The following is a 24,536-nucleotide window of genomic DNA, read 5'->3' as shown; positions in this document are numbered from 1 at the left end:
GGGCGGGGTCACGCGGCGCGGGACTCGGGGAAGCTTAGGGCCCTGAGGTGCGCGTTCAGCTGGTGAACCGCGTCGATCATCCCGGCCGTCACCCGGATCCCGCCCCACCCCCAGGCGGTGAGCTGCGCGGTGATGTGGGAATCCTTGTCGCGCTGGGCGCGGTCGAGATGATGGTCACCGTCGTAGTAGACGAACCTGCGCTCGGCGATCGCTGCCAGATCGAGGACCGTGAGAATGGTGGCCGGATCGGAGTCGACGTCACCGATGGTTCCGTCCTTGAGCACCGTAACCTGGGACTGCCATTCGAGCTCCGGAACAGCGTGACGGGCAATGAGGCGCACAAGAGTTTCTGGCGGGGAGTCCGCGCCACCGTCGCTGAGCGCGAGGATCCTGCCCAGCTTGCGCTTATCGACGAGCCCCCGAAGCCCCTCCGCCACCTCCTTCTCAGCCAGCCCGAACTCCCGCCGGAAACGGTCAATGAGCTGCACCGCCCGGACGGTCGTGGCGGCATGTGGCATACCGGCCGGTGTTCGCCAGGCGTGTTCGTTGCTGAGGACCACCCGCAGGCAATGCGCCAGCGTGAGCATCGGCGGGGTGACCTTGAGCTGGCGCTCCCCGAGGTGAAGGGTCCAGGTAGGGAGATTGACGGGGGCCCGCCGCACGGTGGGCAGCTGAACGTCGCTGGTTATCGTCCGGCTGTAAGGGCCCAGAAGCGAAGAGTCGGCGTCATCCGCAAAGTCCGTGATACCCAGCAGGGCGGCCGCGCTGAAATGGGAGGCGACAGCCGAAGGGCGCTCCGCGAGATGCGCCACGGCGCGGGTGGCCGCATTCACGACGTAGCGCATGCCCCGTGGATGAAACTGCGCCGTGAAGGCGCTCAACGCGTTGGGCCGGGTCCGATTCCTCGCGATGACATAATCCCGCGTCACCCGGTGGTAGTGCTTGTGCACCTGGGCGGTCACTGCCGGGTCCTCGAGAGGGGCGGCGAGGTGGGTCGCTGAACTCAGCGTCACCTCCCGCAGCGGCTTCGGTGTGATCAGTCCCCTGCTGTCCAATGTTGAGCCGTCCTTGACGACAATCCTCCCGAGCCCCTCTGCGATCAATCCATCAATGCGAGCTCCCTGATATTCCATCCCATTCCTCTCTCGCGCCCCCAGTACGGTCACCACTATTGGACTGCGGGGAATGGCGAAAGGTTCCCGGTGTGCAAACATCCACCTGAACAGCATTCAAATACGTGCATAATGCCTGTTCGCCACTTGTATGTACATCAACTTTTGCACACGCCCTACACCTCCACCTGCCGGAAGGTGATGTTCAACCGCCCCTCACGCAGCCCGCACCCCTCCGGCGCCGTCCCAGGACGTACCACCGGCACCCCGTGATAAGCCCGGCGCGCCGGGCCACCGAAAACCATGAGGTCACCGGACATGAGCGTGACGTCATCCCAGGGGCGGGTGCGCCCCTCGGTGTGCCCGATGCGGAAGAGTGCCTCGTCCCCGATGGACAGGGAGACCACCGGGGCCTCGGAGATCTCGTTGGCGTCGACATGCAGGCCCATGGTCGCGTCGGGGGTGTAGTAGTTGACCAGGGTGGCTTCGGCGCGGAAGCTCCCGTCGGCCCAGGGTGCGAGTTCATCCGCCACCGCAGCCGCCGCTTCCAGTGCCCGTTGCGCCAACCCCGCCCACGCCCCAGGAATGGCCGCGGCATCGACCCCGCCGACAGAGGTGACGTAGCGGTAGGGGTTGGCCACCCAGAACCTGCCCAGCGACAAGGTGTACACGCTCATCTGGCCTGATCCGACCACGGGCCGGGCCATCGCCACGGGGGTGCCAGCCACCGAGCGGGCGATGTCCCGGCCCTGCGCGACCAGCTCGGCCTGCTCCTGCAGCCCGAGGAACCCAGGCAGGTGCGCGACGCCGTCGCGGATGCGGGCGGCGGGGCGGGGGACGTCGAAAAGCATGGGGTTTCCTGGGACAATCACTTCTATGAGCTTTGATCCCACAACCTACAGCACCCTGGACGATCTACGGGCCGGCCGCTGGTACCTGCCCGCCTCCGCGGAGGTGTCCGCACGCCACGATGAGGTCGCGCGGCTGCTCAAGGAGTTCAACGCGCTGGCCAACACGGAATCCGAGCGCGCGGAGGAGCTACTCGGGGAGATCATGCCCGACAGCCCGCACGTGCCGGAGGTATTCGCCCCGCTGTTTCTGGAATACGGGCATGTGAGCTTCGGTAAGGGGTGTTTCCTCAACGTCAATACGGTGCTTCTCGACGTCGCCGACATCTCCTTCGGCGCCCGCACCCTCGTCGGCCCGGGATGTCAGTTCATCACCGTCGGCCACCCGCTCCACGATGTGGAGATGCGCCGCGGCGGGTGGGAGCAGGCTCGTCCCATCACCGTCGGGGAGGACTGCTGGTTCGGAGCCGGGGTCATCGTCATGCCGGGGGTGAGCATCGGCGACCGCTGCGTTATCGGCGCGGGGGCGCTGGTGACGAAGGACATCCCCGAAGATTCTCTGGCGCTCGGATCCCCGGCGCGGGTGGTGCGCTCGCTCACCGAGGGCGAGCTGGAACGCACCGAGCTTCCCGATGGAGTGCCGGTCACCGGTCAGAATGTTTGATCTCGGGCGCATCGGCGCGGGCCTGCCGGTGGCCCGGACGATCGATCAGCTGCCCGGATTGTTGGAGCGCACGCTGGTGGTGCAGGCGCCACCGGGCACGGGTAAGACGACGCTCGTGCCGCCCGCCCTGCACAACCACACGGGCGGGAAAGTGCTGGTCACCGCACCCCGGCGGGTGGCAGTGCGGGCGGCGGCCCGGCGTCTGGCGCATCTCGACGGCTCCCGGATCGGCGAGCGCGTCGGCTTCTCGGTGCGCGGGGAGCACCATCCGGGTGAGCTGGTGGAGTTCATGACCCCGGGCGTGTTGCTGCGCCGTCTCATGGCCGACCCGGAGCTCAGCGGCGTGGCGGCCGTCGCGGTCGATGAGGTGCATGAGCGCCAGCTGGACACCGATCTGGTGCTGGGCATGCTGCTGGAGCTGGCGGAACTGCGCGATGACCTGGCGGTGGTGGCGATGTCGGCGACACTCGACGTCGAGAAGTTCGCAGGCCTCATGAATGCGCCGGTGCTGGACACCCCCGCCGTCACGCACCCGCTGCGCATCGACTATGCCCCGCATCCCGGGCGCGTTGGCAACACGCGGGAGTTCCTCGACCATCTGGCAGGTCTGGCCCGCGGCCATGATGAGGCCGTGCTCGTTTTCGTCCCGGGTGTGCGCGAAGTGTCCTACCTGGTCGACCGCATCCCGGGGGCGGTGCCGCTGCATGGCCAGCTCGACGCCCGCGAGCAGGACGCGGCGCTGTCCGGGCAGGCGCAGGTGATCGTGGCGACGTCCATCGCCGAGTCCTCACTCACCGTCCCCGGGGTGCGCGTGGTGGTGGATTCGGGGCTCTCGCGCGTGCCGCGCCGCGATGCCACCCGCGACATGACCGGCCTGGTCACCGTTTCCGCGGCGCAGTCGACGGTGGATCAGCGCGCCGGGCGTGCGGGGCGTGAGGGCCCGGGCCGGGTGCTGCGCGCCTATTCGCAAGCCGACTACCAGCAGTTCCGCCCGAATATCACCCCGGAGATCGCCACCAGCGACCTCACGCAGGCTGCCCTGACGATGGCCGTGTGGGGCACGCCCCGCGGCGAAGGGCTCCCGCTTGCCGACGCCCCTCCCTCCCCCGCCCTCCACTCCGCCGAGACGGTGCTGCGCGGCATCGGTGCCATTGACGCCGACGGGGCGGCCACCGACCTGGGCCGCCAGCTGGCGGCGATGCCCGTGGATCCGCGGTTGGGGCGCGCCCTGGTCGAGTGTGGTCCGGCGGCCGCCCGGACGGTGGCGGTGCTGGCTGATTCCCCGCGCGGCGACGTGGCCCGGGGGCAAGCCCCAGCGCGGGAGGTGCGCCGCCTAGAGAAACTGGTGCGCGGCGGTTCCGGGGAGTCTGATCCCGGTGTCATCACCGCGTTGGCCTTCCCCGGCCGGGTGGCCCGGCGCGTCGGCGAGGAATACCTGCTGGTCAGCGGCACGCGTGCCGTGTTGCCCGGCGATTTGGGGCTGACGGGTGCGCCGTGGCTCGCTGTCGCCGAGGTCACCCGCAGCAGCGGGCGAACGGGCGCGACGATCCGTGCCGCGGCGCGCCTGACGGAAGCGCAGGCCCGGGAAGTCGTCGGGGTGTCGGAGGACATTGTGGCGCACATCAGGGACGGGAAGGTCCGCGGACGGAAGCTCTTGAGCCTCGGCGCCATCGAACTCAGTTCCACCCCGGTGCAGGTCCCGCCGGATCAGGCCGCGGAAGCGCTGGCCCGCGCCGTGGAGAAGGAGGGGCTGGGCATGTTCCGTTTCTCCGCGGCCGCCCAAGGGCTCCGGGAGCGGCTGGACTACCTCCACGAACAGCTCGGCCAGCCGTGGCCGGACGTAGAGCAGGCCGACCCGCAGACCTGGCTCGGGCCGGAACTGGAGAAGGTGGCGCGGGGGACGTCGATAAGCAACATCGACATGTACCCCGCCCTCCAGCGACTGCTGCCGTGGCCGGAGGCGACGCGGCTCGATGAGCTGGCCCCTGAGCGTCTGGTGGTGCCCAGCGGGAGCCGGCACCGTGTGGATTACTCCAGCGGGCGGCCGGTGGTCAGCGTCAAACTGCAGGAGTGTTTCGGCCTGGCCGAATCCCCCACGCTCGCGGGCGTACCGGTACAGTTTCATCTTCTTTCCCCCGCCGGGCGCCCCTTGGCCGTGACCGATGATCTGGCCAGTTTCTGGTCGGGGCCCTATGCGCAGGTCAGGGCGGAGATGCGCGGGCGGTACCCGAAGCACCCGTGGCCGGAGGATCCGTGGACGGCCCCTGCGACGGCGCGGACCAAGAAACGGATGTGATTATTCCTCCACCAGACGGAAGTACTCGGGCATGTCGGCGGCGTCGAAAGCGCCGGCAGCGGTCGCCAGCAGGGGCAGCAGCGTCGCGGAGGCAGCGATCTCCAGGCACTTATTCCCGCTTGCCTTCGCCAGGGAGAACTCGACGCTGAGGAAGTCAAGGGTGGCGGCGGAATCGCCCAGCAAATCCAGCGGTGCGGTGACTTGACGGACCCGGCGGTCCTGCCCATCATGGCCGGAAGGAATGACCTTTGTGATGCTCATGCCTCGATGTTAAGCCTGCGAACTGATATTTCCCTGCCAGATTCGAAAGTTTCTGCCAATAAAGGTTACTGGAACTGCTGCCATCCCAGATAGGCACTCATCACCACCACGAGCACCAGCAGCGCCGCCCGCACAAAACGCGCGCCCCCGCCGAGCACGGTCCGCGCCCCCAGTTGCGCGCCGATGATGTTCGCCACCGCGAGCACCAGGCCGAGCTGCCACCACACGTGACCACCGAGAATGAACACCAGCAGGGCACCCAGGTTGGTGGTGGAGTTGACCACCTTCGCCAGCGCCGCAGACCGCAGGAAATCCTGGGAGAGCACCGCCGTGAACGCCATGATGAGGAACATGCCGGTGCCGGGGCCGAAGATACCGTCATAAAACGCGATGACGCCGACGAGCAACAGCACCACCCAGCGACGCCACCTCCCCACCGCCGCGCCGCCAGTCTCCGTGCCGAATTGCGGGCGCAGCGCCACGAACGTCCCGACAGCGAGGAGCAAGACGATGATGAGGGGGCGGAGGACGGTGGCGTCGATAAGCGCGGCCGACAGGGCACCCGCCCCCGAGCACACGAGGCCCAGCACCACATAACCGGGCGTGATCGGCGGGCGAACTCGACGCACCAGGGTCCACGCCGCGGATGTCGTTCCGGAGATGCTCACCAACTTATTCGTGCCCAGTGCCGTCGCCGGCGCCAGACCTGGAACCACCGCCATGAGCAGCGGAATGAGCACCAATCCGCCGCCGCCGATCACCGCGTCGATCCAGCCCGCGATCAGCGCACCGAAGACCAGGACGGCCCAGCCGCCGAGCTCCAGTTCCATAGGGCCTCCCGCTAACACTTTGCTACACAATACGATTTAAGGTTAAAGAGAAGGAGGTCGATCATCATGCGTCATCACCGCCAGCCCACCGCCGTGGCCGCACTACTGGCCGCCACGGCACTGCTCGCGTGCTCCCCCGCTGACAATACTGCCGCGCCCACCCCGACGACCACTACATCCACCACATCCACCACCCAAGCCCGCTCCCCGGAGCCCACCCCGCCGGGCTGCGTGTCCGGCGACCTCCGCGACAGCGAGTTCGGCGAGCACCTGCGCACCAGCCGCATCCTCACCAGCACATCCGAGTACTTCCATTTCCAGATTCAGGAGAATAATTACGATTCGTGCAGCGCACTGTCGTGGGTGCTTCTCGACGGCACCATCGGCGACATCAACGGCGACGACGCCCGCCCGGCCGGGACGGTCGTGCTGTTTACGGGCGAGCAGTTGGTGGACAACTATCAACCGCACTTGTACGCGGGCGTCGATAATGTGCGCCGCCTACACGAGAACGCGGCGATGATCACCTGGAACCACAACCAGGAACCGCGCACCTCCGAGGAGACCTACTCCCTGGAGAACGGCCACCTGGAACTCATGGCGTACTCCACGCCGGACGAGCTGCGCGGCGTCGTTCCTGTCATTGATTTCCGCAACCCGCCGCTCGATTCGCAGGCCGGTTTGCCGCCGGCGGGCAACGCCCACGGCAGCCCCTACGCCGCGGAATTGCCCACCGGCCGCTACCTGCTGCCACTGAATGCGGACCAGTCAGTGCAGTGTGAGATCGGGCGTGACGACGGTGTCATCGCCGACTGCCACGCCGACTTCACCTGGCCCGACGGCAGCAACCACGCCACGTACACGATCGCTCCCTCGCGGGTAGACACCGGCACCGACACCGCGCCGGATGCCAGTGGCCTCGCCTCATTGGCCCGCGGCGAGATGTACCGGGTAGGCAACGCGGTCGTCGACCTGCGCGACGCGGACACCGTCACCATCGGCCTCGAACCCGGCCAGGGCGTGCGCATCACGCCCGAGCAGGTGGAAGAGTTCCGCGACTGAACAGGTTTGATTTGACCCCCGCCGTAGTGTCGGAGGTATGAAGTCCGAGAATGTGGTCACTCGCTGGTTGATTGTCGCACCTGCATCTGTGGCCCTCGGATTGTTGTTTGCCTGGTGGAACGTGCCCGCCGGGTGGATCCTCGCCGGCATTCTGGCGTCGGGCGCCTCCGCGCTGGCCAGCGGGGTGGAGCTGCCACTGAACAAGTTCGTCAACCGGGTAGGGCGCGGCACGATCGGCATGCTCGCGGGCATCCCCCTGGCGGGCGTGGCACTCGGTGAGCTTGCCGGGTACCTGGCACCCGGTCTGGTCGTGGCGCTGGTCGTGGTGGCCGCCGGCATCATCGGTGGGCTGCTGCTCGCGCGCACGGAATCCGAGATTTCCCGGGAGACGGGCGTGTTGTCGATGCTGGCCGGTGGGTCATCGGTGATGCCCATGCTGGCGAAGGAGCTGGGGGCGGATTTCCGCTACGTCGCGCTGTCTCAGTACCTGCGTCTGCTGGCAGTATCGATGACCCTGCCGCTGGTCACGGCCTTTTTCACTATGCCCGATGCTGCCGGGATCACCCAGCCGGAGGTGAACTGGTGGATGTTCCCTGTGGTGCTGCTCATCGCATTTTTCGGCATGGACCTGGGCAAACTCCTGCGCCTGCCCTCCCCCGGCATCTTCGGCCCGCTGGCCATCACGGTGGTACTGGCGCTGACATTGCCGGCGGAATGGTCGCTGCAGCCGCCGGAATTCTTCCGGGTGTTCGCCTTCCTGGTGGTCGGCTGGATGTGCGGTGGTGCGCTGTCCATGCCCGCGTTGCGACTTTTCGCCCGGCAGCTGCCCGCGACGATCATCTTCATCGTCGGACTGTCCGTGGTGTGCGCGCTGCTGGCCATCCCGATCATGCACTGGGTGGGCATCACCTATTTTGAGGCGTACCTGGCCACCAGCCCTGGCGCGATCGAGACCGCCCTGGCCTTGTCCTCGGAGGGCGGCGCGGGGCCGGCGGTCGTGGCGATCCAGCTCATCCGCCTGCTGGGAGTGCTGCTCATCGCCGGTTGGCTGCCGCAGATCCTGCGCTTCCTGTTGCGGGGGCGCTGATGTGGCGGTGGGCGGTCGTCGCCCCGGCGTCGATAGCCGTGGGCTGGCTGTTCGCCTCCTGGAACGTGCCGGCGGCGTGGATCCTCGCGGCGATCATCGTGTCGGGGGCGATGGCGCTGGGCACGGGCCGGGAGCTGGACGTGAACGTCGGCGTCTACCGTTTTGGCCGCGGTGTCATCGGCATGCTGGCCGGCCTGCCCCTGGTGGGGATTCCGCTGGCGACGCTCGGTGGGCTCCTCGTCCCGGGGCTGTTGGTGTCAGTGGTGACCATCGGCATCGGCGTGGCAGGCGGGCTGCTGCTCGCCCGCCGGGAAGCGGAGATCTCTCGCGAGACCGGCATCCTATCCATGCTGGCCGGCGGGGCGTCGATTCTGCCCGTCCTGGCGAGGGAACTGGGTGCCGATTATCGCTTCGTGGCCCTGGCCCAGTACCTCCGCCTGTTGGCCGTGTCAGTGACGCTGCCGCTGGTCACCGCGCTGTTCCACCAGCCGGGCGGCATGTTCGTCACCGACACCGCCCCCCAACCGTGGTTCATGGTGATAGCCATCGCGCTGATCGCCTACTTCGGCGAGACGCTCGGTCGCCTCGTGCGCCTGCCGGTGCCCAGTGTGCTCGGCCCACTGCTCATCACCGTGGCCCTCGGCCTTTTATTTCCGTGGTCGCTGCTGCCACCCGAGCCCTTCCGCATCGCCGCCTTCCTGGCGATCGGCTGGCTGTGCGGCGGCGCGCTCTCCGTGCCTGCGCTGCGCGTCTTCGCGCGGCAATTGCCGGCGACGGTGACCTTCATCGTCGTGGTCATCGGCGCGTGCGCCGCCACCGCCTTCCCCCTGGCCTGGTGGCTGGACATCACCTACTTCGAGGCTTATCTGGCGACCAGCCCCGGCGCGCTGGAAACCGTCCTCGCGCTGTCCTCGGAAGGTGGGGCCGGGCCCGCCGTGGTGGCGATCCAGCTCATCCGCCTGATCACCCTGCTCATCGTCGCCGGCTACCTGCCCCGCCTGCTCAGGCGTTGATCGCCCGATCCATCATCCACACGAGGATCTCGCCGTCACCGGTCACCTCAAGCTTCTCGACGTCCCGACCCCGCAGCACATCACCCTCCGCGAGGGTGTGCCCGGCGACGTCGATACGCCCGGACAGGACGTAGAGATGAACATAGGCGGAACCGGGAACGGTGAGGGGGGTGGCGTCGATAAGCGCGATGTACAGGGAGGCACCGGAGGTGCCGAGCGGCAACGGCGAACCCGGACCCGCGATCTGCGTCAGGCCCTGCCTACCGGAAAAATCGTGGCTGGCGTGCGAGGGCGGGGTGCCGAGCTCATCGGCGGGCAACCACGACTGCACCACGCGGACCGTGCGGCCGGACGTGTAACCGCCGGCGTTGACCTCCGAATGGCGCACGCCGGAACCGGCGGAGATGTGCTGCGCCATACCGGCGCGGACCTCGGTGATGTGCTCGGAACCGGAGTCGCGGTGGTGGACAGCACCCTCGATGACCCAGGTGACAATCTCCACGTCCTTGTGAAAGTGCATGTCAAAGCCCTCACCGGGCGCCACGGTGTCGTCGTTGTGGACGAGGAGGAGGCCGAAAGCATTGGCCTCCAGATCGAAGTTGCCGGTGGCGGGGAAGGACTGCCGCGAATCGATGGCGGCGTCGCGCCACCGATCGCGCTCCTCACTGCGAACCACTGTTGTTGTCATGTCAGCAAGCTTAGCGGGTGCGGGGAGGCTTGTCACCCCCTACAGTGACCGCCAGGGGGTAAGAACATGGGGACCGTATACCGCGCCGCGCAGCTCAAAGAGCTGGGGATCGGACGGCGGCGTCGAGAAGAATTACTCAAAGAAGGACGCCTGCACCGCGTCGAGCACGGCGTCTACTGCACCGCACCCGCCGAAGGGGACCTGCTACTCGAAGCTGTAGCGCTCACGCGGCCACACCTGGTCTTCGCCGGCGCCACAGCACGACAGATCTACGACGGGAAGACCGTCATCACACCACTGAAAGGGCAGGTGGCCAGGCCACACACCTATCAAGACACCCCACTATTGACAGTCACCCAGGTGCGATCACTCCCTCACCGAAGCGTCAACGGACACCGAGTGGTCACGCCCCTCGCCGCCATCCGAGACCTGCTGGATACCGATGCATCGGCCGTGCGTACCTTCCTCGAAAAGCACTACGCCGGACGAGAAGGCAACACCACCCTGGCCGCGGATCTCCAGCAATTCCCGCGCCTGCCCGCCTCACTGCGCGACATCATCGCATCCGCCTCCATAGCCTCCGACAGCAAATCAGAACAAACACTCGCCCGGGCCCTGAAAATTGCACTCAAGGGCCGCGGCGTCAGCGTCATTCAGAACCACGAGCTCGGCTTCTACCACTGGGACTACGCCATCCCCGAGGCCAAAATCCTCATCGACCTCGACAGCTTTCGCTACCACGCCGCGTTGCCCAGCGGCGAAAACGAAACCACCTTCATCATCGACCGCTGGAAAGCCAACGACGGTGCCCGCCGCGGCTGGCTGGTCCTGCACTACACCGGGGAATGCGTCTACCGGCACGCGAACAAGGTCGTCGAGCAGATCGTGGACACCGTCGTGTGGCGGCTCAACGGCGGGGGGCCGTCCAGTGACATCCTGCCAGCGCGGCTCAGCTTCGAGGACACGTCACTGTTCAGGTGGCACTTCACCCTCCGGGTGGGTGGCACCGAAGGGTGGTGACAGGTCGGCCGTCCATTTGGACCTGACACAAGATCCGGAAAACCCCAGGACAGGGTCAAAACCGGGGTTTAACGTCAGGTCCAAATGGACAGCGGCGCCGGGCCTAGTCGAGCAGATGCTCCCGCAGAATCGACATCGGGATGGAACCCAGGGAGAGCGCCTGCGAGTGGAATTCGCGCACGGTCATGCCCTGGGTGACGGCGTCATCGCGCGTCTGCTGCCAGAGGCGTTGGCCCAACGCATAAGACGGGGCCTGGCCGGGCCAGCCGAGGTAACGGTTGAGCTCGAAACGCAGGTTAGCCTCATCCATCGCGGTGCTCTCGCGGAGGAAGGCCTTGGCGTAGGTGGCGTCCCAGGTCATGGACCCCTCCGGAACCTTCTTACCCAGGTGGACGCCGATATCGAGGACGACGCGGGCGGCGCGGAGACGCTGGGCGTCGAGAAGCCCCATGCGGGTGGCCGGGTCCTCGTGGTAGCCGAGCTCCTCCATGAGCTGCTCCGCGTAGAGGGCCCAGCCTTCGCCGTGGCCGGAGTTCCAGCAGGCGACGCGGCGCCACAGGTTGAGGTTCTGTCGCTCGACGAGGGTTTGGCCAATCTGCAGGTGATGGCCCGGCACACCCTCGTGGAAAACGGTGGTCAGTTCCTGCCAGGTGTGGAACTTCTCCTGCCCTGCGGGAACAGACCACCACATGCGGCCCGGGCGGGAGAAGTCGTCGGACGGCGGGGTGTAGAAGATGCCGCCGGTGCCGGCCGGGTCGATGCGGCACTCGATGGTCTGTACCGGCTCGGGGATGTCGAAGGCCGAGCCGTGGAGGGCGGTGACAGCGTTGTCGGCGGTCTTCTGCATCCACTCCAGCAGTTCAGAGGTGCCGTGGAGGGTGTAGGCGGGCTCATCGTTGAGCTTGCGGTAAGCCTGGCGGACGCTGTCGGTGTCATAGAGCTGCCGGGCAAGTACCTGCTGCTCGGCGTCGATTTCGTGCAGGCGCTCGAGGCCCCAGGTGTAGGCCTCGTCGAGGTCGACGGTGTCGCCGACGAACAGGTGGGAGAAGCGCTGGTAGCGCTCGCGGCCGACGGCGTCCTCCTTCGGCGCGTGGGTGGCCAGCTGCTCGGAGAGCCAGTCGGCCATCTCGGCGAAGGCCTGCTTGGCGGTCTCGACCTCGGCGGAGGCTTTGTCGAGGCCGATGTCGTCGAGAAGCGAGGGCGATTCGACGAGGTCCTGGCACTGGGAGTACAGCTCGTCCACCTGGCGGATCGGCGCCACGTGGCCATGGCCGGCGGCCTCGGCCAGCGACTCGCGGTAACCGGCCAGCGCGGCCGGGACCTTCGACAGGCGGGAGCGGATCGCGTCGATCTGCTCGGGGGTGTCGGTGGGCATGATGAGCAGGGTGTCGCGGATCGTCTGCACCGGGGAGGCGATGTTGTTGAGCAGCGCCAGGTTCTCGCCGTGGTGGTGGAGATCCAGCTCGAGGCAGAGGCGATCGCGCAGGACAGCGGCGGTGACGTGGTCGACCTCGTCGAAGTCATCCTCATCATCGGAGTCGTCGGTGCCGTCGTCGAAGGCGTCGACGTCCGCGATCATCTCGCGGGTGCGGTCGGCGATGGCCTCCCAGTAGTCCGGGGAGAAGTCCTGCAGTTCACCGTCGAAGCCGGGAATGCCCCAGGCGGTGGCGTCGGTGGGAGAAAGAGCTGCCAGGTCATAGACGAATCCCTCGCACGACGCGTCGAGAAGCGAAGGCGAGCGACGGTTATCGGAACTCATGACAGGGCAGTGTACCGCCGCGGGGCCTTTCAGTCCCATTTTCGGCCCGGCGATCTCCATTCAGTGAAGGAGGCGAGCACGGCGGCGGGCGTATCAGCGACGACGAGGCAGTCGACATACTTGGCGCGCAGGAAGCCCTCCTCCACGGCACGCTGCAGCATCTCGATCTGCGGATCCCAGAATCCTTCCGTATTACACAGTGCGACAGGCCCGCGGATGTGACCGAGTTGTTGCATGGTGAGCACCTCGAAAAGCTCCTCCAGGGTGCCGGCACCGCCGGGCAGGGCGATGAAAGCGTCGGCGAGTGCCTCCATGCGGGATTTGCGCTGGGCCATCGTCTCCACGACCTCGAGGCGGGTCAGTCCGGGGTGCGCGAGCTCTCGGTCGACGAGCTGGCGCGGGATGACACCAGTTACGGCCCCCTGCTTATCGACGACCGCGTCCGCCACCACCCCCATCAAGCCGACAGCTCCGCCGCCGTAGACCAGGGTGAGGTTCCGCCGGGCCAGTTCGTGGCCGAGCTCACGGGCGGCCTGGGTGTACTCCGGGCGCGCGCCGTGAGAGGAGCCGCAGTACACCGCCACGGAGGTGATGCGGTCGGAGAGGTTGAGCAGCATCGTGCCGGCGGCTGCCCGGTCGACGAAGCCCTTACGTTCGTAGAGACGGCGGGCGATGTTGCCCTCCTCCACCGACAGGCTCAGCCCCGGCCAGCCGTGGACGCGGGCGTGCTCGGCGAGGCGGTCGATGAGTTGCGATCCCAGCCCGATATTGCGGTAACCCTCGGCCACGTTGAGCATGATCTCGGGGATGTCGGCGTCTATGTACCCCCAGGCCTGGATGAAGGTCGCCTGAATGAGGCCGACGGGGCGGTCGCCGTCGAGGACGATGAAACCGGCATCACCCCGCTCGGGGCGGAAATCGAGGTAGAGGCTGAGCGGGGGGACATCCGGGTCGGCGCCGTGGGTGTTGTCGAAGGCGGCCGCGCGGCGCAGCTCATGGTCGTCGACGGTCATCGGGCGGAAAGTCAGTCCCATGATCCCCGATTCTATCGCCGGTACCGTGGGGTGCATGGGAACCGACCAGTTTGCCGATGCTCTCGCCCTCGCCCGCGACGTCGAGCGGGTGGAGATCTTCACCGGTGCCGGAATGTCCGCGGAATCCGGCCTCGACACGTTCCGCGACGCCCAGACCGGCCTGTGGACGAAGGTCGATCCGGTGGCATTCGCGTCCGTCGACTCGTGGGCGAAGGACCCCGCACCGATGTGGGCCTGGTACTTGTGGCGCGGTACCGTCTGCCGCGCCGCAGAACCCAACGCCGGGCACCGGGCGATCGCCGACTGGGCTCGCCTCGACGGGGTGCACGTCGGCGTCACCACCCAGAACATCGACGACCTGCACGAACGAGGGGGCGCGGAGGACGTCGTGCACCTGCACGGCTCCCTCTTCGCCTACCGGTGCACCATCTGCTCACGCCCCTGGAAAGGGCGGATCGACTACCCGGAGGAACCCGTCGCGCGGCTCACCCCTCCCGAGTGCCCCCTGTGCGGCAACCTCGTGCGGCCCGGCGTGGTCTGGTTCGGCGAGATGCTGCCCCAGGACGAGTGGGGACGCGCCGAGGCCCGTATGGCGGCCGCCGACCTGGTGGTCGTAGTCGGCACATCCGGGGTGGTGCAGCCCGCGGCCGGGCTGCCGCTGGTGGCGAAGCACTTCGGGGCGAAGATCCTGGAGATCTCGCCTGAGCCCACGGAGCTGAGCCGGGTGGCAGACGTGTCCTGGCGGACCACCGCCGCGCAGGGGCTGCCTCAGCTCGTCATGGGGTTGACCTTGGATTAGCGCTCGTCCCAGTGGTCGTCGTGCTTGGCGTGGTGTGCTCCTTTTTGTTTCAGGGCACAACGTGGAGCGTAGACGTCGCCGCCACCGTGACCTCATCGCCGACGCCGAAACGGGCAGGTCCCTGCTCACGGGCCACGAGGTGCTCCCCGGCCGATGCCAGACGCACACGATAGAGGGTGGAGTGGCCGGCGTATTCCACGGCGGTCACCGCGGCCCGCACGCCGATGCCCGGCGCCGGTGACAGGCGCACCTGCTCGGGGCGGACGACCACCTTGCCGACGGTGTCGACGCCGGGGGCACGGGTGGCCTCGACGGTGCCGAGGGCGCAGCTGACCAGGTTCTCCTGGAGGGTGCCGTTGAGCAGGGCGCAGCTGCCGACGAACTCAGCCACCCACGCCGTCGAGGGCAGACTGTAGACCTCGACCGGGGTGCCCACCTGGATGAGGCGGCCCTCCTTGAGTAGGGCGACGCGGTCGGCGACGGAGAGTGCCTCGTCCTGGTCGTGGGTGACCAGTAGGCCGGTGGCGCCGCGGGCAGCGAGCACCGCCCGGACCTCCGTGCGCAGGTGTAGGCGGAGGGAGGCGTCGAGGGCGGAGAACGGTTCGTCGAGAAGCACGAGATCAGGTTCCGGGGCCAGGGCGCGGGCCAGAGCGACGCGCTGCGCCTGCCCACCGGAGAGTTCCGAGGGCATGCGCCGGGCCAGTTCCGGGATGCCGACCAGCTCAAGAAGCTCACTGACCCGCTCCGGCACCGGCGCGCGCCGCAGACGGGGGCGGGAACGGGAGATGCCGAAGGCGACGTTCTCGGCGACGTCGAGATGCGGGAACAGGGACGCCTCCTGGGGCACCAACCCCACACCGCGCCGCTCCGGGGCTACGCTGTGCGGCCCGTCGACGACGCGGCGGCCGGCCAGATCCACGGACCCGGCCGTGGCGGGAAGCAGTCCGGCGAGGACGCGCAACAGCGTCGTCTTGCCGCAGCCGGAGGGGCCGAGGACGGCCAGCAGCTCCCCTTCGGGGACTTCGAGGTCGACGTCGTGAAGCACCGGATTCCGGGTGCGGCCGGGCCCGGGGAAGGCGGCGCACAGGCCGCGGACGGACAGCGCAGGCGGGCGCGGGGCGGACGTCATGTGTCTCCTCCGGGGTGGCGGGCGGGTGGACGTGGTTGGCGGGCGAGCACCAGGGCGGGGATTGTCGCCACGGCGATGAGCATGAGTCCGTACGGTGCGGCCCCGCCGTAGGCCGCGATGTCGGTGAGCTGCCACATTCTGGTGGCCAGCGTATCTGTCCCGGTGGGACGCATCATCAACGTGGCGGGCAGTTCCTTCATGACGGTGAGGGCCACGAGCATCGCACCCGCCGCGATGCCGGGCCACGCCACCCGGCCGGTGATTTCCGTCCATGTCTGCAGGGGCGAGCGGCCGAGAATGCGGGCCGTGTCCTCCAGGCGCACCGGCACCTGGGCCACGGCCGTGCGCACGGAACCCACCGCCTTGGGGACGTAGAGGATGCCGTAGGCGATGACCAGCAGCCCGAGGGTCTGGTACAGGGCGGGGGCCACCTTGAGCGAGAGGTAGACCATCGACAGCCCGAGGACGATGCCGGGCAGTCCGTGCCCGAGGAAGGTCGCCGTCTCCAGGCCAGCCACCAGGCGGGTGCGCTGCCGGGCGGCGAGGATACCCACCGGCAGCGCCAGCAGCGTGGCGACGGCCGCCCCGCCCAACCCCAGCAACACCGTCGTGCGGGCAGCGGCGAGCAAGCGCTCGACCTCCACCTCCCGCTCGGCGACGCTGATCAGCAGGCGCTGGATGAGCACCGCCACCGGCATGCCCACGGAGGCGAGGAACACGCCGCCCAACGCCAGGGTGGCGAGGACCTGGCCGCCGCGGCCCAGGGTGAGCGGCGTGGCGTCGTCGCCGCGGACGCGGAGGGCGGTGACGGGGCGTCGTAAAGCACGCTCCGCGGCAACGACGAGCAGAGCCAGCACCACGAGCAGCAACGAAAGGACCATCGCCAACTCGCGGTTGAAGGTGCCGGAGAAGGCGGTCTGCACCGCCGGGGTGAGCGCCGGGTAGCGCATGATGGCGACGACACCGAACTCCGAGATCGTGTACAACGCCACGAGCAGAGCCCCCGCCCCCGCCGCTGGCGCGACCTGCGGCAGGGTCATCGTGAGGAAGGCACGCACCGGGCCCCGGCCCAGGGTGCGGGCCACATCCTCGATGGAGGTGTCCGCGCGTCGTAGGGCCGCGGCGACCGGGAGGGTGACGTACGGCGTCGACACGAGCACCAGCACAAGCACCGATCCGAGATAGCCGCGCAGCGGGGTGGCGCTCACCCAGGCCAGCCCTGCGACATAGGAGGGCACCGCCAGCGGGAGCGCCGCCGCGACCCACCACCAGCGGCGACCCACCAGATTCGTGCGCACCAGCAAAAACGCCGTGGGCACTCCGATGAGCACGGTACCCACTGTCGTCCCCGCGGTGAGCAGCAGCGTGTTCACCATGAGCTGCAGCGTGCGGGGCCGCTGGAGCGCGCCGGCGATGCGCTCCGGGTTCGCCGCGAAGACCTCGGTGAGCAGAAACACCAGCGGCGTGGCCACCACCGCAACGGTGATCAACGCCAGGGCCAGCAGCGCCGGGTGAACGCCACGCAGAGGCATCCGGCTCAGACGCGCGCGGCGGGGCACCGGCGGTCGGCACTGCTGGAGCTGTTGCGGGGCCCGGGAACGGCCGAGAGGCCGACGCGCGGATGCGCGACGGCCCGGGGGCTGCTGGTTAATCATCAGTCGACGGTGAGACCGGCCTCATCGATGAGGGCGGCGGATTCCTCGACGGTGCCCAGCTGTGCCAGATCGACGTCGGGGGCCTGCATGGAATCGAGCGGCGGGACACCTTCCGGACCGGCGATGCCGGTGACCAGCGGGTACTCGAAGGTCTCCTCAGCGAAGTAGGTCTGGGCCTGCTCGGAGAGGAGGAAATCGACGAAGGCCTGGGCGTCCTCGCGGCCGGCACCCTTGGTGAGGATGCCCACTCCGGTGGCGTTGATGAGGCCGGCGAGGTCGCCGTCCGCACCCCACTTGAGCTGGGCGCGCATGTTCTCAGCGCCCTTCTCGGCAGCGGCGGAGTACCAGTAGTAGTGGTTGATGAGGCCGAGCTGGACCTCACCGTTGTCGACGGCCTCGAGGATGTCGCCGTTCCTCTTGTAGGTCTGCGGCTCGTTGGCGGCGAGCTGCTCCAGCCACTCGCGGGTGGCGTCGTCGCCCTCGGTGACGCGCATGGCGGTGACGAACGCGAGGAAGGAGGCGTTGCCCGGGGCGACGCCGATCTGGCCCTTCCACTTCGGGTCCACCATCTCCTCGACGGTGTCGGGGGCCTCGTCCTCGCTCACGGAGTCCCGGTCGTAGGTGACCACGCGGGCGCGGCCGGTGATGCCGACCCACTCGTTTCCCTCGGAGGAGTAGCCGTCGGCGACCTGGGCGATGGTCTCGGCGGGCAGCTCGGTGAGCATGCCCTGCTCCTGCAGCAGGCCGAGAGCACCGGCCTCCTGGGAGAGGAAGACGTGGGCGGGGGTGGCGTCACCCTCGGTGAGCAGCAGCTGGGCCTGCTCGGCGGTGGAGCCGTAGCGGACCTCGACCTCGATGCCGGTTTCCTCGGTGAAGTCCTCGATGAGCGGGGCGACGAGGTCCTCGCTGCGGCCGGAGTAGATGACGAGGGTGCCCTCGTCCTGCGCCGCGGAGGTGGTCGTGGCGCCGGTGGTGCCGGCGGTGTCAGCTGAGTCGCCGTTGCCGCAGGCGACCAATCCGGCCGCGGCACCGCAGGCTGCGACGGCAACCGCGGCGAAGCGCGTGGTGAAACGCATGTATTCCCCTTGCAAGAGTCGATGAATGTCATAGGTTCGTTGGGCGAACGTAGGTAAGGCTAACCTGCTACCCCGCCTCTTGCCAAGGGCTAGGCTCAGATCCACACCCCCACACCCCTCCCCAGGGCCCCGCGAATCGCAGTCTTTCAGCCGTGAACCACTGCCTTGCCCTGCGGGAACGGTGGCCACGCCGTGAGCTTCCGTGGCATCTTTGCCGACACCCGGCCCCTGCAGGTCCCCGCTTATCGACGCCTGTGGACCGCCAACATCGCCACCACTACCGGCTCCTCGACCTACGTCGAACTGACCGGCCTGTACGGCGGGTCGACCGCGGACAGTTTCGACAAGCCGAAAGTACTGGTGGCAACCACCCTCGGCATGATCGCCACCGCCCTGGCGTTCTGGGGATCAAGCCTCAACATGATACTCCTGCAGTTCAGCGCGATCGTCGGGCCACTCATTGCCGGCGCGGTGGCACTGCGGGCATGGATGGTGGTGCCCATGCTCGTTCTCGGCGGGGCGGCGGACATCTTCTCTGCCGCGCTGCTCACCGCGACCCTGCAGCGGGCCGCGGCCAAACAGCTCGGGGCGAAGCTCCTGGAGACCTCGCCCTCGTCATGGGACTAACTCTGGATTAATGCTCGTCCCAGTGGTCATCGTGCTTGGCGTGGCGGTGGCCGTCGTGGAGGTAGTCGACGTGGTCACCGTGCTCGATTGCCTCGTGGCCGCAACCGGGGCCGTGCTCATGGGGATGGTTGGCGTGGGTGTCGTGATCGTGGGCGTCGGGCGATGGGGTGGACATGGTGTCCTCCTTCTGTGAGAGGGGTCATCTCCAGTGTCCCCCCTCATACTTCATTTGACAAGGAAAGGGGACCAATCCCCGAGGTGCTGCCCAGGAGTGTCACCGCGGCTTAGACTGCAGACATGAAAAGGCTCGCACTCCCCCTCATCGCCGCCCTCGCCCTCACCGCCTGCAGCGGCGGCAGCCAGGACAACGTCACCGTTATGACCACGGTGAACGACGCCGCGGAAGCCCCCGCCGGGGAGTCAGCAGCTCCGGAGGCAACGGCCGGGGAGTCACCCGCACCGGAGACCACAGCAGAGGGCGACGAATGCGCGAACCCCGACGCCACCATCGAGGACTCCGGGCTCTACGACAACGCGCGAACCCTGACAACACAGTGGGGCGAATACACGGCGATCCCTACCGACTGGAGCGACTTCCTCTTCGTATTCCGGCCCGAGGGAGTCAATGACTTTTTCGACCCCTGTCTGCCATTGAGCTGGGCAGTCATAGGCGGGGCTAACGGAGATGAACGCGGTCCAGCGGGAACCGGAGCTTCAGTCGCGGCCGTCGTGGTGTTCTTCCACTACGACCAGTTGATCACCGACCCGGTTCCCTCAGAGATCACGAGCATCGAGGACTCGAGTCGCATCGACGACAACACCGTCCAGGTCCTCCACGGACACGCCGGGCGTACCACCGCTGAGGGGGTCACCGAAGTTTTCGTCGTCGACCACACATGGCGCGACGGCCGCCTCGTGGCCGAAGGCCCCGACGCTGCCCGCTACGAAGCCGTCGCGGCAGAGACCGCCAACCTCAGGCCCTAAGATGTCGCCTTGTGAGCTTTCGTGACATCTTTGCCGATACCCGGCCCCTGCAGGTCCCCGCTTATCGACGCCTGTGGACCGCCAACATCGCCACCACCATCGGCGCGCAGCTCACCGTCGTCGCCGTTCCGGTGCAGATCTACGCTCTCACCGGATCCTCCGCCTACGTCGGACTGACCGGCCTGTTCGGGCTTGTACCGCTGGTGATTTTCGGGCTGTACGGCGGATCGATCGCGGATGGCTTCGACAAGCGGAAAGTACTGGTGGCGACGACCCTCGGCATGATCGCCACCGCCCTGGCGTTTTGGGGTTTAAGTATCGCCGACAACACGAACGTCTGGGCACTGCTGTGGGTGTTCGCACTACAACAGGCGTTTTTCGCCGTCAACCAACCGACCCGCACCGCCGTGTTCCGCTCGATCCTGCCACTGGAGCAACTGCCCGCCGGATCAAGCCTCAACATGATGCTCATGCAGTTCGGAGCGATCGTCGGGCCACTCATTGCCGGCGCGCTCATCCCGCTCATCGGGTTCTCGTGGCTGTACGCGCTCGACGCCGCGCTGCTCATCCCGACGCTCGGCGCCGTCTTCGCCCTCCCCACCCTGCCGCCGAGCGGGCAGGCCCAGAAGGCCGGATTCCGCTCGGTTGTCGACGGCCTGTCCTACCTGTGGACCCAGCCGATCCTGCTGGTCGCGATGCTGCTCGACCTCATCGCCATGACCTTCGGCATGCCCCGCGCCCTCTACCCCGAAATCGCCGCGGAGTCTTTCGGCGAGAGTGGCGATGGGGGCGGTGGCATGATGCTCGCCCTGCTGTACTCGTCGATGGCGGCGGGCGCGGTGCTCGGCGGCCTGCTTTCCGGGTGGGTGTCTCGGGTGGTGCGGCAGGGCCTGGCCGTGATCGTGTGCATCGTGGCCTGGGGTGTGGCCGTCATCATCGCAGGTTTGGCGGTTATGGCCAGCCCTGGGGCGGTAACGCTGTGGGCGTGGATGGTGGTGCTCATGCTCGTGCTCGGCGGGGCGGCGGACATGTTCTCTGCCGCGCTGCGTACCGCGATTCTGCAGCAGTCCGCGGCCGAGCACGTGCAAGGGCGCATCCAGGGCGTGTACATCGTGGTCGTTGTCGGCGGGCCGCGCCTGGCGGATGTCCTACATGGGTGGGCGGCGGCACCACTCGGGGTGGGCTTGGCGACGATGCTCGGTGGCGTGCTGGTGATCGTCGGAACGCTGCTGTGCGCGGTGTTCGTGCCTTCGTTCACTAACTACCTCAAACCTGGCGCCCAGACGGTGGACTCCCAACCCACGACAGACTGATCTGTTCACTAAATTAGACAGAATAGTCTGAAACTATGTACTATGCCGCTATGGCCACCGTTTTCTCCCGGCCGCGGACCCCCGCGGCGAAATGCCTCCACCTGGCCCGGCTGCACCAGATTGTCACCCGGGGCGAACTCGTGGACGCCACCGGGCTGTCGCAGCCGACGATCACCCGCGCCGTCAATGCCCTGATCGGCGCCGGGCTCGTCCATGAGCGCACCGACCTCACCCGGTCCCAGGGGCGTGGCCGCCCGACCATCCCGCTCGAGCTGACCAACCACGGCTCCCTCTACGCGGGTATCGCCGTCGGTACCTCCACCACCTACATCGGACTTTTCGATACCCGCGGGCGCACCATCCGCGACGCCGATGTCCCCACCCCCGTCGCCGAACTCAGCGAAACCGACTTCATCGAGCACGTTATGGCCGGCCTCAACCGCTTGACCGCGGGTCTCGAGCGCCCCTTGGCCGCCGTCGGCGTGACCACCTCCGGCCGCGTCAGCGACGGCGGAATCGTCGACGCCCCTAACCTCGGATGGCACGGTGTCGACGTCGCCGGCCGACTTCGCTACCAGTTCTCCGTGCCGGTGGTGGTCTCCGCGGCGGTACCCGCGATCCTGGGTTCAGAGATCCAGAACTCCGACCTGCCGAGCGGTTCCCACAGCGACACCATGGCACTGTTCGCCGATGACTCCATCGGCGCCGCCGTCGCCGATGACCAGGGCGTTCGCCAGATCGACCTGCCCGCCGGAGCGCGCGACCTCACCACCGCCGCGGTCCTCGGCGACCGGTGGCCAAGCCTGGCGGAGGCCACCGCCGACCCCGCGGCGCGCCCGCTTCTCGACGCCCGCGCCCGCAACCTCGGAGCCCTCACCGGCCAGCTCGTGGCAGAGCACTCCCCCACCACCGTCGTAGTCGCCGGCTCCGCGTTCCTCGATGACCCGGCCGCCCCGAAACTTTTCGCCGCCGCCGTGCGCACCCACGCCCCAGAGATCCAGCTGCGACTGATCCCCACCCACCGGGAAGTGGTCCGCGCCATCGCCCGCGCCGTCGCCCTCGACCCGCTGCTGCGGGAGCCGCTGACCGTGTTGGCCGCCGGGCGCGTGTAGGGGCTTCGTTTAGCCACACTCGAAGGCCTCCAAAACATCATGGCGCGCGAAAGCCCGCCCCAACGAGTAGGTCGATAGCGACACGTTCAGACGCGCCGACAGATCCATGGGCGCAACTCCGTACCGCAGGCCCACGTAAACAATGCGATCCATCCCGGCACTTATCAATGGAGAAACCAACTCCGAGGCGGAGAACAGAGAATCATCACGAGTTTCCCCGCCGTGAACAACCTGGTTCCTTTTCCTATAAAGCCGTAGAAGCTCCCGCTCGATGATTAATTTGGTTCTGAGAAGCACAGCGGGTGGGTCTGCGAGCAGATCTGCCATGCGGGACACCGCAAGCTGGTCGGCGGGGTGCTCAAAAACTGGGAAGGCAGGGCCCATAACGAGCTGTTGATACAACTTCGTTCTCGTCAAGTTATCTTCCGCACCCCGGATATTCTGCGCCAACTCATCTTCGAACTGGTTGGCGTAGGTCCATGCCTGCTGTGTCAACTCGGCCCTGACCAGGCTCACCGCGATGATTAAGGCAAAGCGGCCCGCCGCTACCGATTTATCCTGATCATCTTCGCTGGTCAGAAGGGATTCAACCGCAGTCCACCCCGTCGACAAAGCAAGGTGCGGAGGACTGGTACGAAGGGGGTGAATCAAGGACAACGTACTGCCGATATAGGCAGGAAGCTCTAAGTCCTTGTCTCGGTTCTGGATAGCAAGAGTCTTGACCTCAATATGCCGGTTTCGGTTCTGGGTCGGATAGGACTGCGCCTTTTCTGCTGACCACATCTGATCACAGATCTTGAGTTCCTGGCGGCACCCAAGATCGAATTGACACTGCAGGTCAAAGATCTGGGACCGAGCCCGCTCGAGCGCGCCATTGATTTCGAAGGCCTCTACTTCCAGGACGAAAGAGCCTTGGTGTCGAATTCGTTCGGCCTCAGGGGCGTTTTCCTTCTTCCACGCCAGCGTCTGACTGGCAGTCAGCCATTTCTGACCGCTCTGCCGACGAAACTTTGGCATATTTGCCACAGGGACGCAGAAGGTGAACGACGACTTTTTCGCGATTCGCTTGCCAGCTTCCGAGACGAACTCAATCAGAACCGACCTCTTATTGCCTTCATCAGCGGACCTCAACCACGAGTGGATGCTCTGCTTGTTGTAGCCAACGTCCACGAGATGCGAAGTTAGGCGGCGCGCACACCCTTCAGGTTCGAAATCCTCGCACCCCTCGATATGCGCCTGCCATGACGCGAGGTATTCTCGATCAGCCTGCTCCAGAAGCTTCTGTAGCATCAGCCACGCATGGCTCGACCGCGATGAACTGTTCCCAATTTCCGAGAGGCAAGCTTGCACGTCTGAGTTGATGCTTTTCACCCCGGGATCGTTGCGGAAAGCGTCTCTCAGGTGTTTCGCGAGTTCACCCTTCGACTTCACCGAGGTCGAAGGATCGACTACTTGCCCCAGAAACTCACGTCCTAGCTGTAGAGTTCCCGTTCTCCAGAGTCGACGGTTCCACTTCGCTTCACTGGATGAAAGTTCCAGGATCCTCGAGACTGTCTGTGCGGCAAGCTTCCCCTCCAGCTCCATGTGAGCTATCATAGCGGCGTAACTGGATCGGATCGCGTCCATCCGGTGGGCTGCCACCGATCCAGTCCCTCCTCAAGGCGGGCCGTCGAGTTTGAGCTCCGGCCCGCCTCCCCCTTTCCAGGCCACCCCTTATACTCTGAAGCCATGGTTTCCCGGATGCGTACCCGCCACTTCGCCCAGGCCAAGGCCGAGGGGCGCAAGATCTCCTGCCTCACCGCCTACGATGCCCCGACCGCGGCCATCTTCGACGAGGCCGGCATCGACCTGCTCCTCGTCGGCGATTCCGCCGCGAACGTCATCCTCGGCCAGGACTCGACCCTGTCGATCACCGTGGAGGAGATGATGAGCATGGCCACCGCCGTCGCCCGCGCCACCTCCCGCGCCTTCGTGGTCACCGATCTACCCTTCGGCTCCTACGAGGTCTCCCCCGCCCAGGCCCTGGAGACCGCCGTGCGTTTCATGAAGTCCACCGGCGTCGCCGCCGTCAAGATCGAGGGTGGGGTGGAGATCGCCCCGACGATCCGCACCCTCGTCGACGCCGGCATCCCCGTCATGGCCCACATCGGCTACACCCCGCAGTCCG

22 protein-coding genes and 2 pseudogenes are annotated in these 24,536 nt (G+C 67.1%); 12 read left to right on the top strand and 12 right to left on the bottom strand.

Annotated elements, in window-relative coordinates; genetic code table 11:
* Nucleotides 1-8: 8 nt before the first annotated feature.
* Nucleotides 9-1,133 carry a hypothetical protein gene (locus Q4G50_RS00120; protein ID WP_303375609.1) on the bottom strand — a complete coding sequence of 375 codons (1,125 nt, stop codon included), beginning with the start codon at nucleotides 1,131-1,133 and terminating at the stop codon, nucleotides 9-11.
* Nucleotides 1,134-1,288: 155 nt separating this feature from the next.
* A complete protein-coding gene (locus Q4G50_RS00115) occupies nucleotides 1,289-1,963 on the bottom strand; it encodes an alpha-ketoglutarate-dependent dioxygenase AlkB (RefSeq protein WP_303375608.1) in 675 nt (224 codons plus the stop codon).
* Nucleotides 1,964-1,988: 25 nt separating this feature from the next.
* On the opposite strand from Q4G50_RS00115, the gene Q4G50_RS00110 reads away from it, so the two are divergent.
* Together Q4G50_RS00110 and Q4G50_RS00105 are read left to right on the top strand one after the other, a co-directional pair.
* The gene (locus Q4G50_RS00110; protein ID WP_303375607.1) at nucleotides 1,989-2,624 is read left to right on the top strand and encodes a sugar O-acetyltransferase; all 636 of its coding nucleotides are present in this window, start codon (nucleotides 1,989-1,991) and stop codon (nucleotides 2,622-2,624) included.
* Entirely contained in the window at nucleotides 2,617-4,920 is a 2,304-nt protein-coding gene (locus Q4G50_RS00105; protein WP_303375606.1) for an ATP-dependent RNA helicase, read from the top strand. Before Q4G50_RS00110 ends, Q4G50_RS00105 begins: the two co-directional genes overlap by 8 nt.
* Here the strand turns inward: Q4G50_RS00105 and Q4G50_RS00100 are convergent, their stop codons facing one another.
* Nucleotides 4,921-5,181: a hypothetical protein gene (locus tag Q4G50_RS00100; protein WP_303375605.1), complete on the bottom strand. Its 261-nt coding sequence runs from the start codon at nucleotides 5,179-5,181 to the stop codon at nucleotides 4,921-4,923.
* Between the two features lie 65 nt (nucleotides 5,182-5,246).
* Nucleotides 5,247-6,011: a TSUP family transporter gene (locus tag Q4G50_RS00095; RefSeq protein WP_303375604.1), complete on the bottom strand. Its 765-nt coding sequence runs from the start codon at nucleotides 6,009-6,011 to the stop codon at nucleotides 5,247-5,249.
* A 66-nt stretch (nucleotides 6,012-6,077) separates the two neighbouring features.
* Here Q4G50_RS00095 and Q4G50_RS00090 point away from each other — a divergent pair, with 66 nt between their 5' ends.
* Genes Q4G50_RS00090 through Q4G50_RS00080 form a run of 3 tightly spaced genes read left to right on the top strand, consistent with a single transcriptional unit; the run spans nucleotide 6,078 to nucleotide 9,173 of the window.
* A complete protein-coding gene (locus Q4G50_RS00090) occupies nucleotides 6,078-7,073 on the top strand; it encodes a hypothetical protein (protein ID WP_303375603.1) in 996 nt (331 codons plus the stop codon).
* A gap of 37 nt (nucleotides 7,074-7,110) precedes the next feature.
* Nucleotides 7,111-8,160 carry an AbrB family transcriptional regulator gene (locus Q4G50_RS00085; protein WP_303375602.1) on the top strand — a complete coding sequence of 350 codons (1,050 nt, stop codon included), beginning with the start codon at nucleotides 7,111-7,113 and terminating at the stop codon, nucleotides 8,158-8,160.
* Nucleotides 8,160-9,173: an AbrB family transcriptional regulator gene (locus tag Q4G50_RS00080; RefSeq protein WP_303375736.1), complete on the top strand. Its 1,014-nt coding sequence runs from the start codon at nucleotides 8,160-8,162 to the stop codon at nucleotides 9,171-9,173. Before Q4G50_RS00085 ends, Q4G50_RS00080 begins: the two co-directional genes overlap by 1 nt.
* Here the strand turns inward: Q4G50_RS00080 and Q4G50_RS00075 are convergent.
* Nucleotides 9,163-9,861 carry a pirin family protein gene (locus tag Q4G50_RS00075; RefSeq protein WP_303375601.1) on the bottom strand — a complete coding sequence of 233 codons (699 nt, stop codon included), beginning with the start codon at nucleotides 9,859-9,861 and terminating at the stop codon, nucleotides 9,163-9,165. The two genes, Q4G50_RS00080 and Q4G50_RS00075, sit on opposite strands and share 11 nt — an antisense overlap.
* Nucleotides 9,862-9,927: 66 nt before the next feature.
* Between Q4G50_RS00075 and Q4G50_RS00070 the strand changes: the two genes are divergently transcribed.
* Entirely contained in the window at nucleotides 9,928-10,881 is a 954-nt protein-coding gene (locus Q4G50_RS00070) for a type IV toxin-antitoxin system AbiEi family antitoxin domain-containing protein (protein WP_303375600.1), read from the top strand.
* 103 nt (nucleotides 10,882-10,984) lie between these two features.
* On the opposite strand, the gene Q4G50_RS00065 is transcribed toward Q4G50_RS00070, so the two are convergent.
* Together Q4G50_RS00065 and Q4G50_RS00060 are read right to left on the bottom strand one after the other, a co-directional pair.
* Nucleotides 10,985-12,640, bottom strand: a complete 1,656-nt coding sequence (locus Q4G50_RS00065; RefSeq protein ID WP_303375599.1) for a DUF885 domain-containing protein — start codon at nucleotides 12,638-12,640, stop codon at nucleotides 10,985-10,987.
* A 29-nt stretch (nucleotides 12,641-12,669) separates the two neighbouring features.
* On the bottom strand, nucleotides 12,670-13,674 hold the full coding sequence (locus tag Q4G50_RS00060) for a TIGR00730 family Rossman fold protein (protein ID WP_303375598.1): 1,005 nt from the start codon (nucleotides 13,672-13,674) through the stop codon (nucleotides 12,670-12,672).
* 34 nt (nucleotides 13,675-13,708) lie between these two features.
* Between Q4G50_RS00060 and Q4G50_RS00055 the strand changes: the two genes are divergently transcribed.
* Nucleotides 13,709-14,473 carry an NAD-dependent deacylase gene (locus Q4G50_RS00055; RefSeq protein ID WP_303375597.1) on the top strand — a complete coding sequence of 255 codons (765 nt, stop codon included), beginning with the start codon at nucleotides 13,709-13,711 and terminating at the stop codon, nucleotides 14,471-14,473.
* 49 nt (nucleotides 14,474-14,522) lie between these two features.
* Here the strand turns inward: Q4G50_RS00055 and Q4G50_RS00050 are convergent, their stop codons facing one another.
* Genes Q4G50_RS00050 through Q4G50_RS00040 form a run of 3 tightly spaced genes read right to left on the bottom strand, consistent with a single transcriptional unit; the run spans nucleotide 14,523 to nucleotide 18,333 of the window.
* Nucleotides 14,523-15,602 carry an ABC transporter ATP-binding protein gene (locus tag Q4G50_RS00050; protein WP_303375596.1) on the bottom strand — a complete coding sequence of 360 codons (1,080 nt, stop codon included), beginning with the start codon at nucleotides 15,600-15,602 and terminating at the stop codon, nucleotides 14,523-14,525.
* Nucleotides 15,599-17,257: an iron ABC transporter permease gene (locus Q4G50_RS00045; protein ID WP_303375595.1), complete on the bottom strand. Its 1,659-nt coding sequence runs from the start codon at nucleotides 17,255-17,257 to the stop codon at nucleotides 15,599-15,601. The genes Q4G50_RS00050 and Q4G50_RS00045 overlap by 4 nt, the downstream gene beginning before the upstream one ends.
* Nucleotides 17,257-18,333: an iron ABC transporter substrate-binding protein gene (locus tag Q4G50_RS00040; protein ID WP_303375594.1), complete on the bottom strand. Its 1,077-nt coding sequence runs from the start codon at nucleotides 18,331-18,333 to the stop codon at nucleotides 17,257-17,259. The genes Q4G50_RS00045 and Q4G50_RS00040 overlap by 1 nt, the downstream gene beginning before the upstream one ends.
* A gap of 192 nt (nucleotides 18,334-18,525) precedes the next feature.
* On the opposite strand from Q4G50_RS00040, the pseudogene Q4G50_RS00035 reads away from it, so the two are divergent.
* Nucleotides 18,526-18,804, top strand: a pseudogene (locus Q4G50_RS00035) (MFS transporter); the annotation flags it as partial.
* A 163-nt stretch (nucleotides 18,805-18,967) separates the two neighbouring features.
* Here the strand turns inward: Q4G50_RS00035 and Q4G50_RS00030 are convergent.
* Nucleotides 18,968-19,108: pseudogene (locus tag Q4G50_RS00030) on the bottom strand (zinc transporter permease); the annotation flags it as partial.
* Nucleotides 19,109-19,257: 149 nt separating this feature from the next.
* Between Q4G50_RS00030 and Q4G50_RS00025 the strand changes: the two are divergent.
* Genes Q4G50_RS00025 through Q4G50_RS00015 form a run of 3 tightly spaced genes read left to right on the top strand, consistent with a single transcriptional unit; the run spans nucleotide 19,258 to nucleotide 22,369 of the window.
* Nucleotides 19,258-19,944, top strand: a complete 687-nt coding sequence (locus tag Q4G50_RS00025; protein ID WP_303375593.1) for an LppP/LprE family lipoprotein — start codon at nucleotides 19,258-19,260, stop codon at nucleotides 19,942-19,944.
* 11 nt (nucleotides 19,945-19,955) lie between these two features.
* Nucleotides 19,956-21,257 (top strand): MFS transporter, encoded by a 1,302-nt coding sequence (locus Q4G50_RS00020; RefSeq protein WP_303375592.1) that lies wholly within the window; start codon nucleotides 19,956-19,958, stop codon nucleotides 21,255-21,257.
* A 50-nt stretch (nucleotides 21,258-21,307) separates the two neighbouring features.
* Entirely contained in the window at nucleotides 21,308-22,369 is a 1,062-nt protein-coding gene (locus Q4G50_RS00015) for an ROK family transcriptional regulator (protein ID WP_303375591.1), read from the top strand.
* 9 nt (nucleotides 22,370-22,378) lie between these two features.
* Here Q4G50_RS00015 and Q4G50_RS00010 read toward each other — a convergent pair whose 3' ends face one another.
* Nucleotides 22,379-23,953, bottom strand: coding sequence for a hypothetical protein (locus Q4G50_RS00010; protein ID WP_303375590.1), 1,575 nt, complete (start codon nucleotides 23,951-23,953; stop codon nucleotides 22,379-22,381).
* Nucleotides 23,954-24,097: 144 nt separating this feature from the next.
* Here Q4G50_RS00010 and Q4G50_RS00005 point away from each other — a divergent pair.
* The coding region (locus Q4G50_RS00005) for a 3-methyl-2-oxobutanoate hydroxymethyltransferase (protein WP_303375589.1) at nucleotides 24,098-24,536 on the top strand (439 nt) is incomplete at its 3' end.

Origin of the sequence: Corynebacterium sp., assembly GCF_030538285.1 — a bacterium.
GTDB lineage: Bacteria > Actinomycetota > Actinomycetes > Mycobacteriales > Mycobacteriaceae > Corynebacterium.
This window is presented reverse-complemented; position numbering and strand designations above follow the sequence as displayed.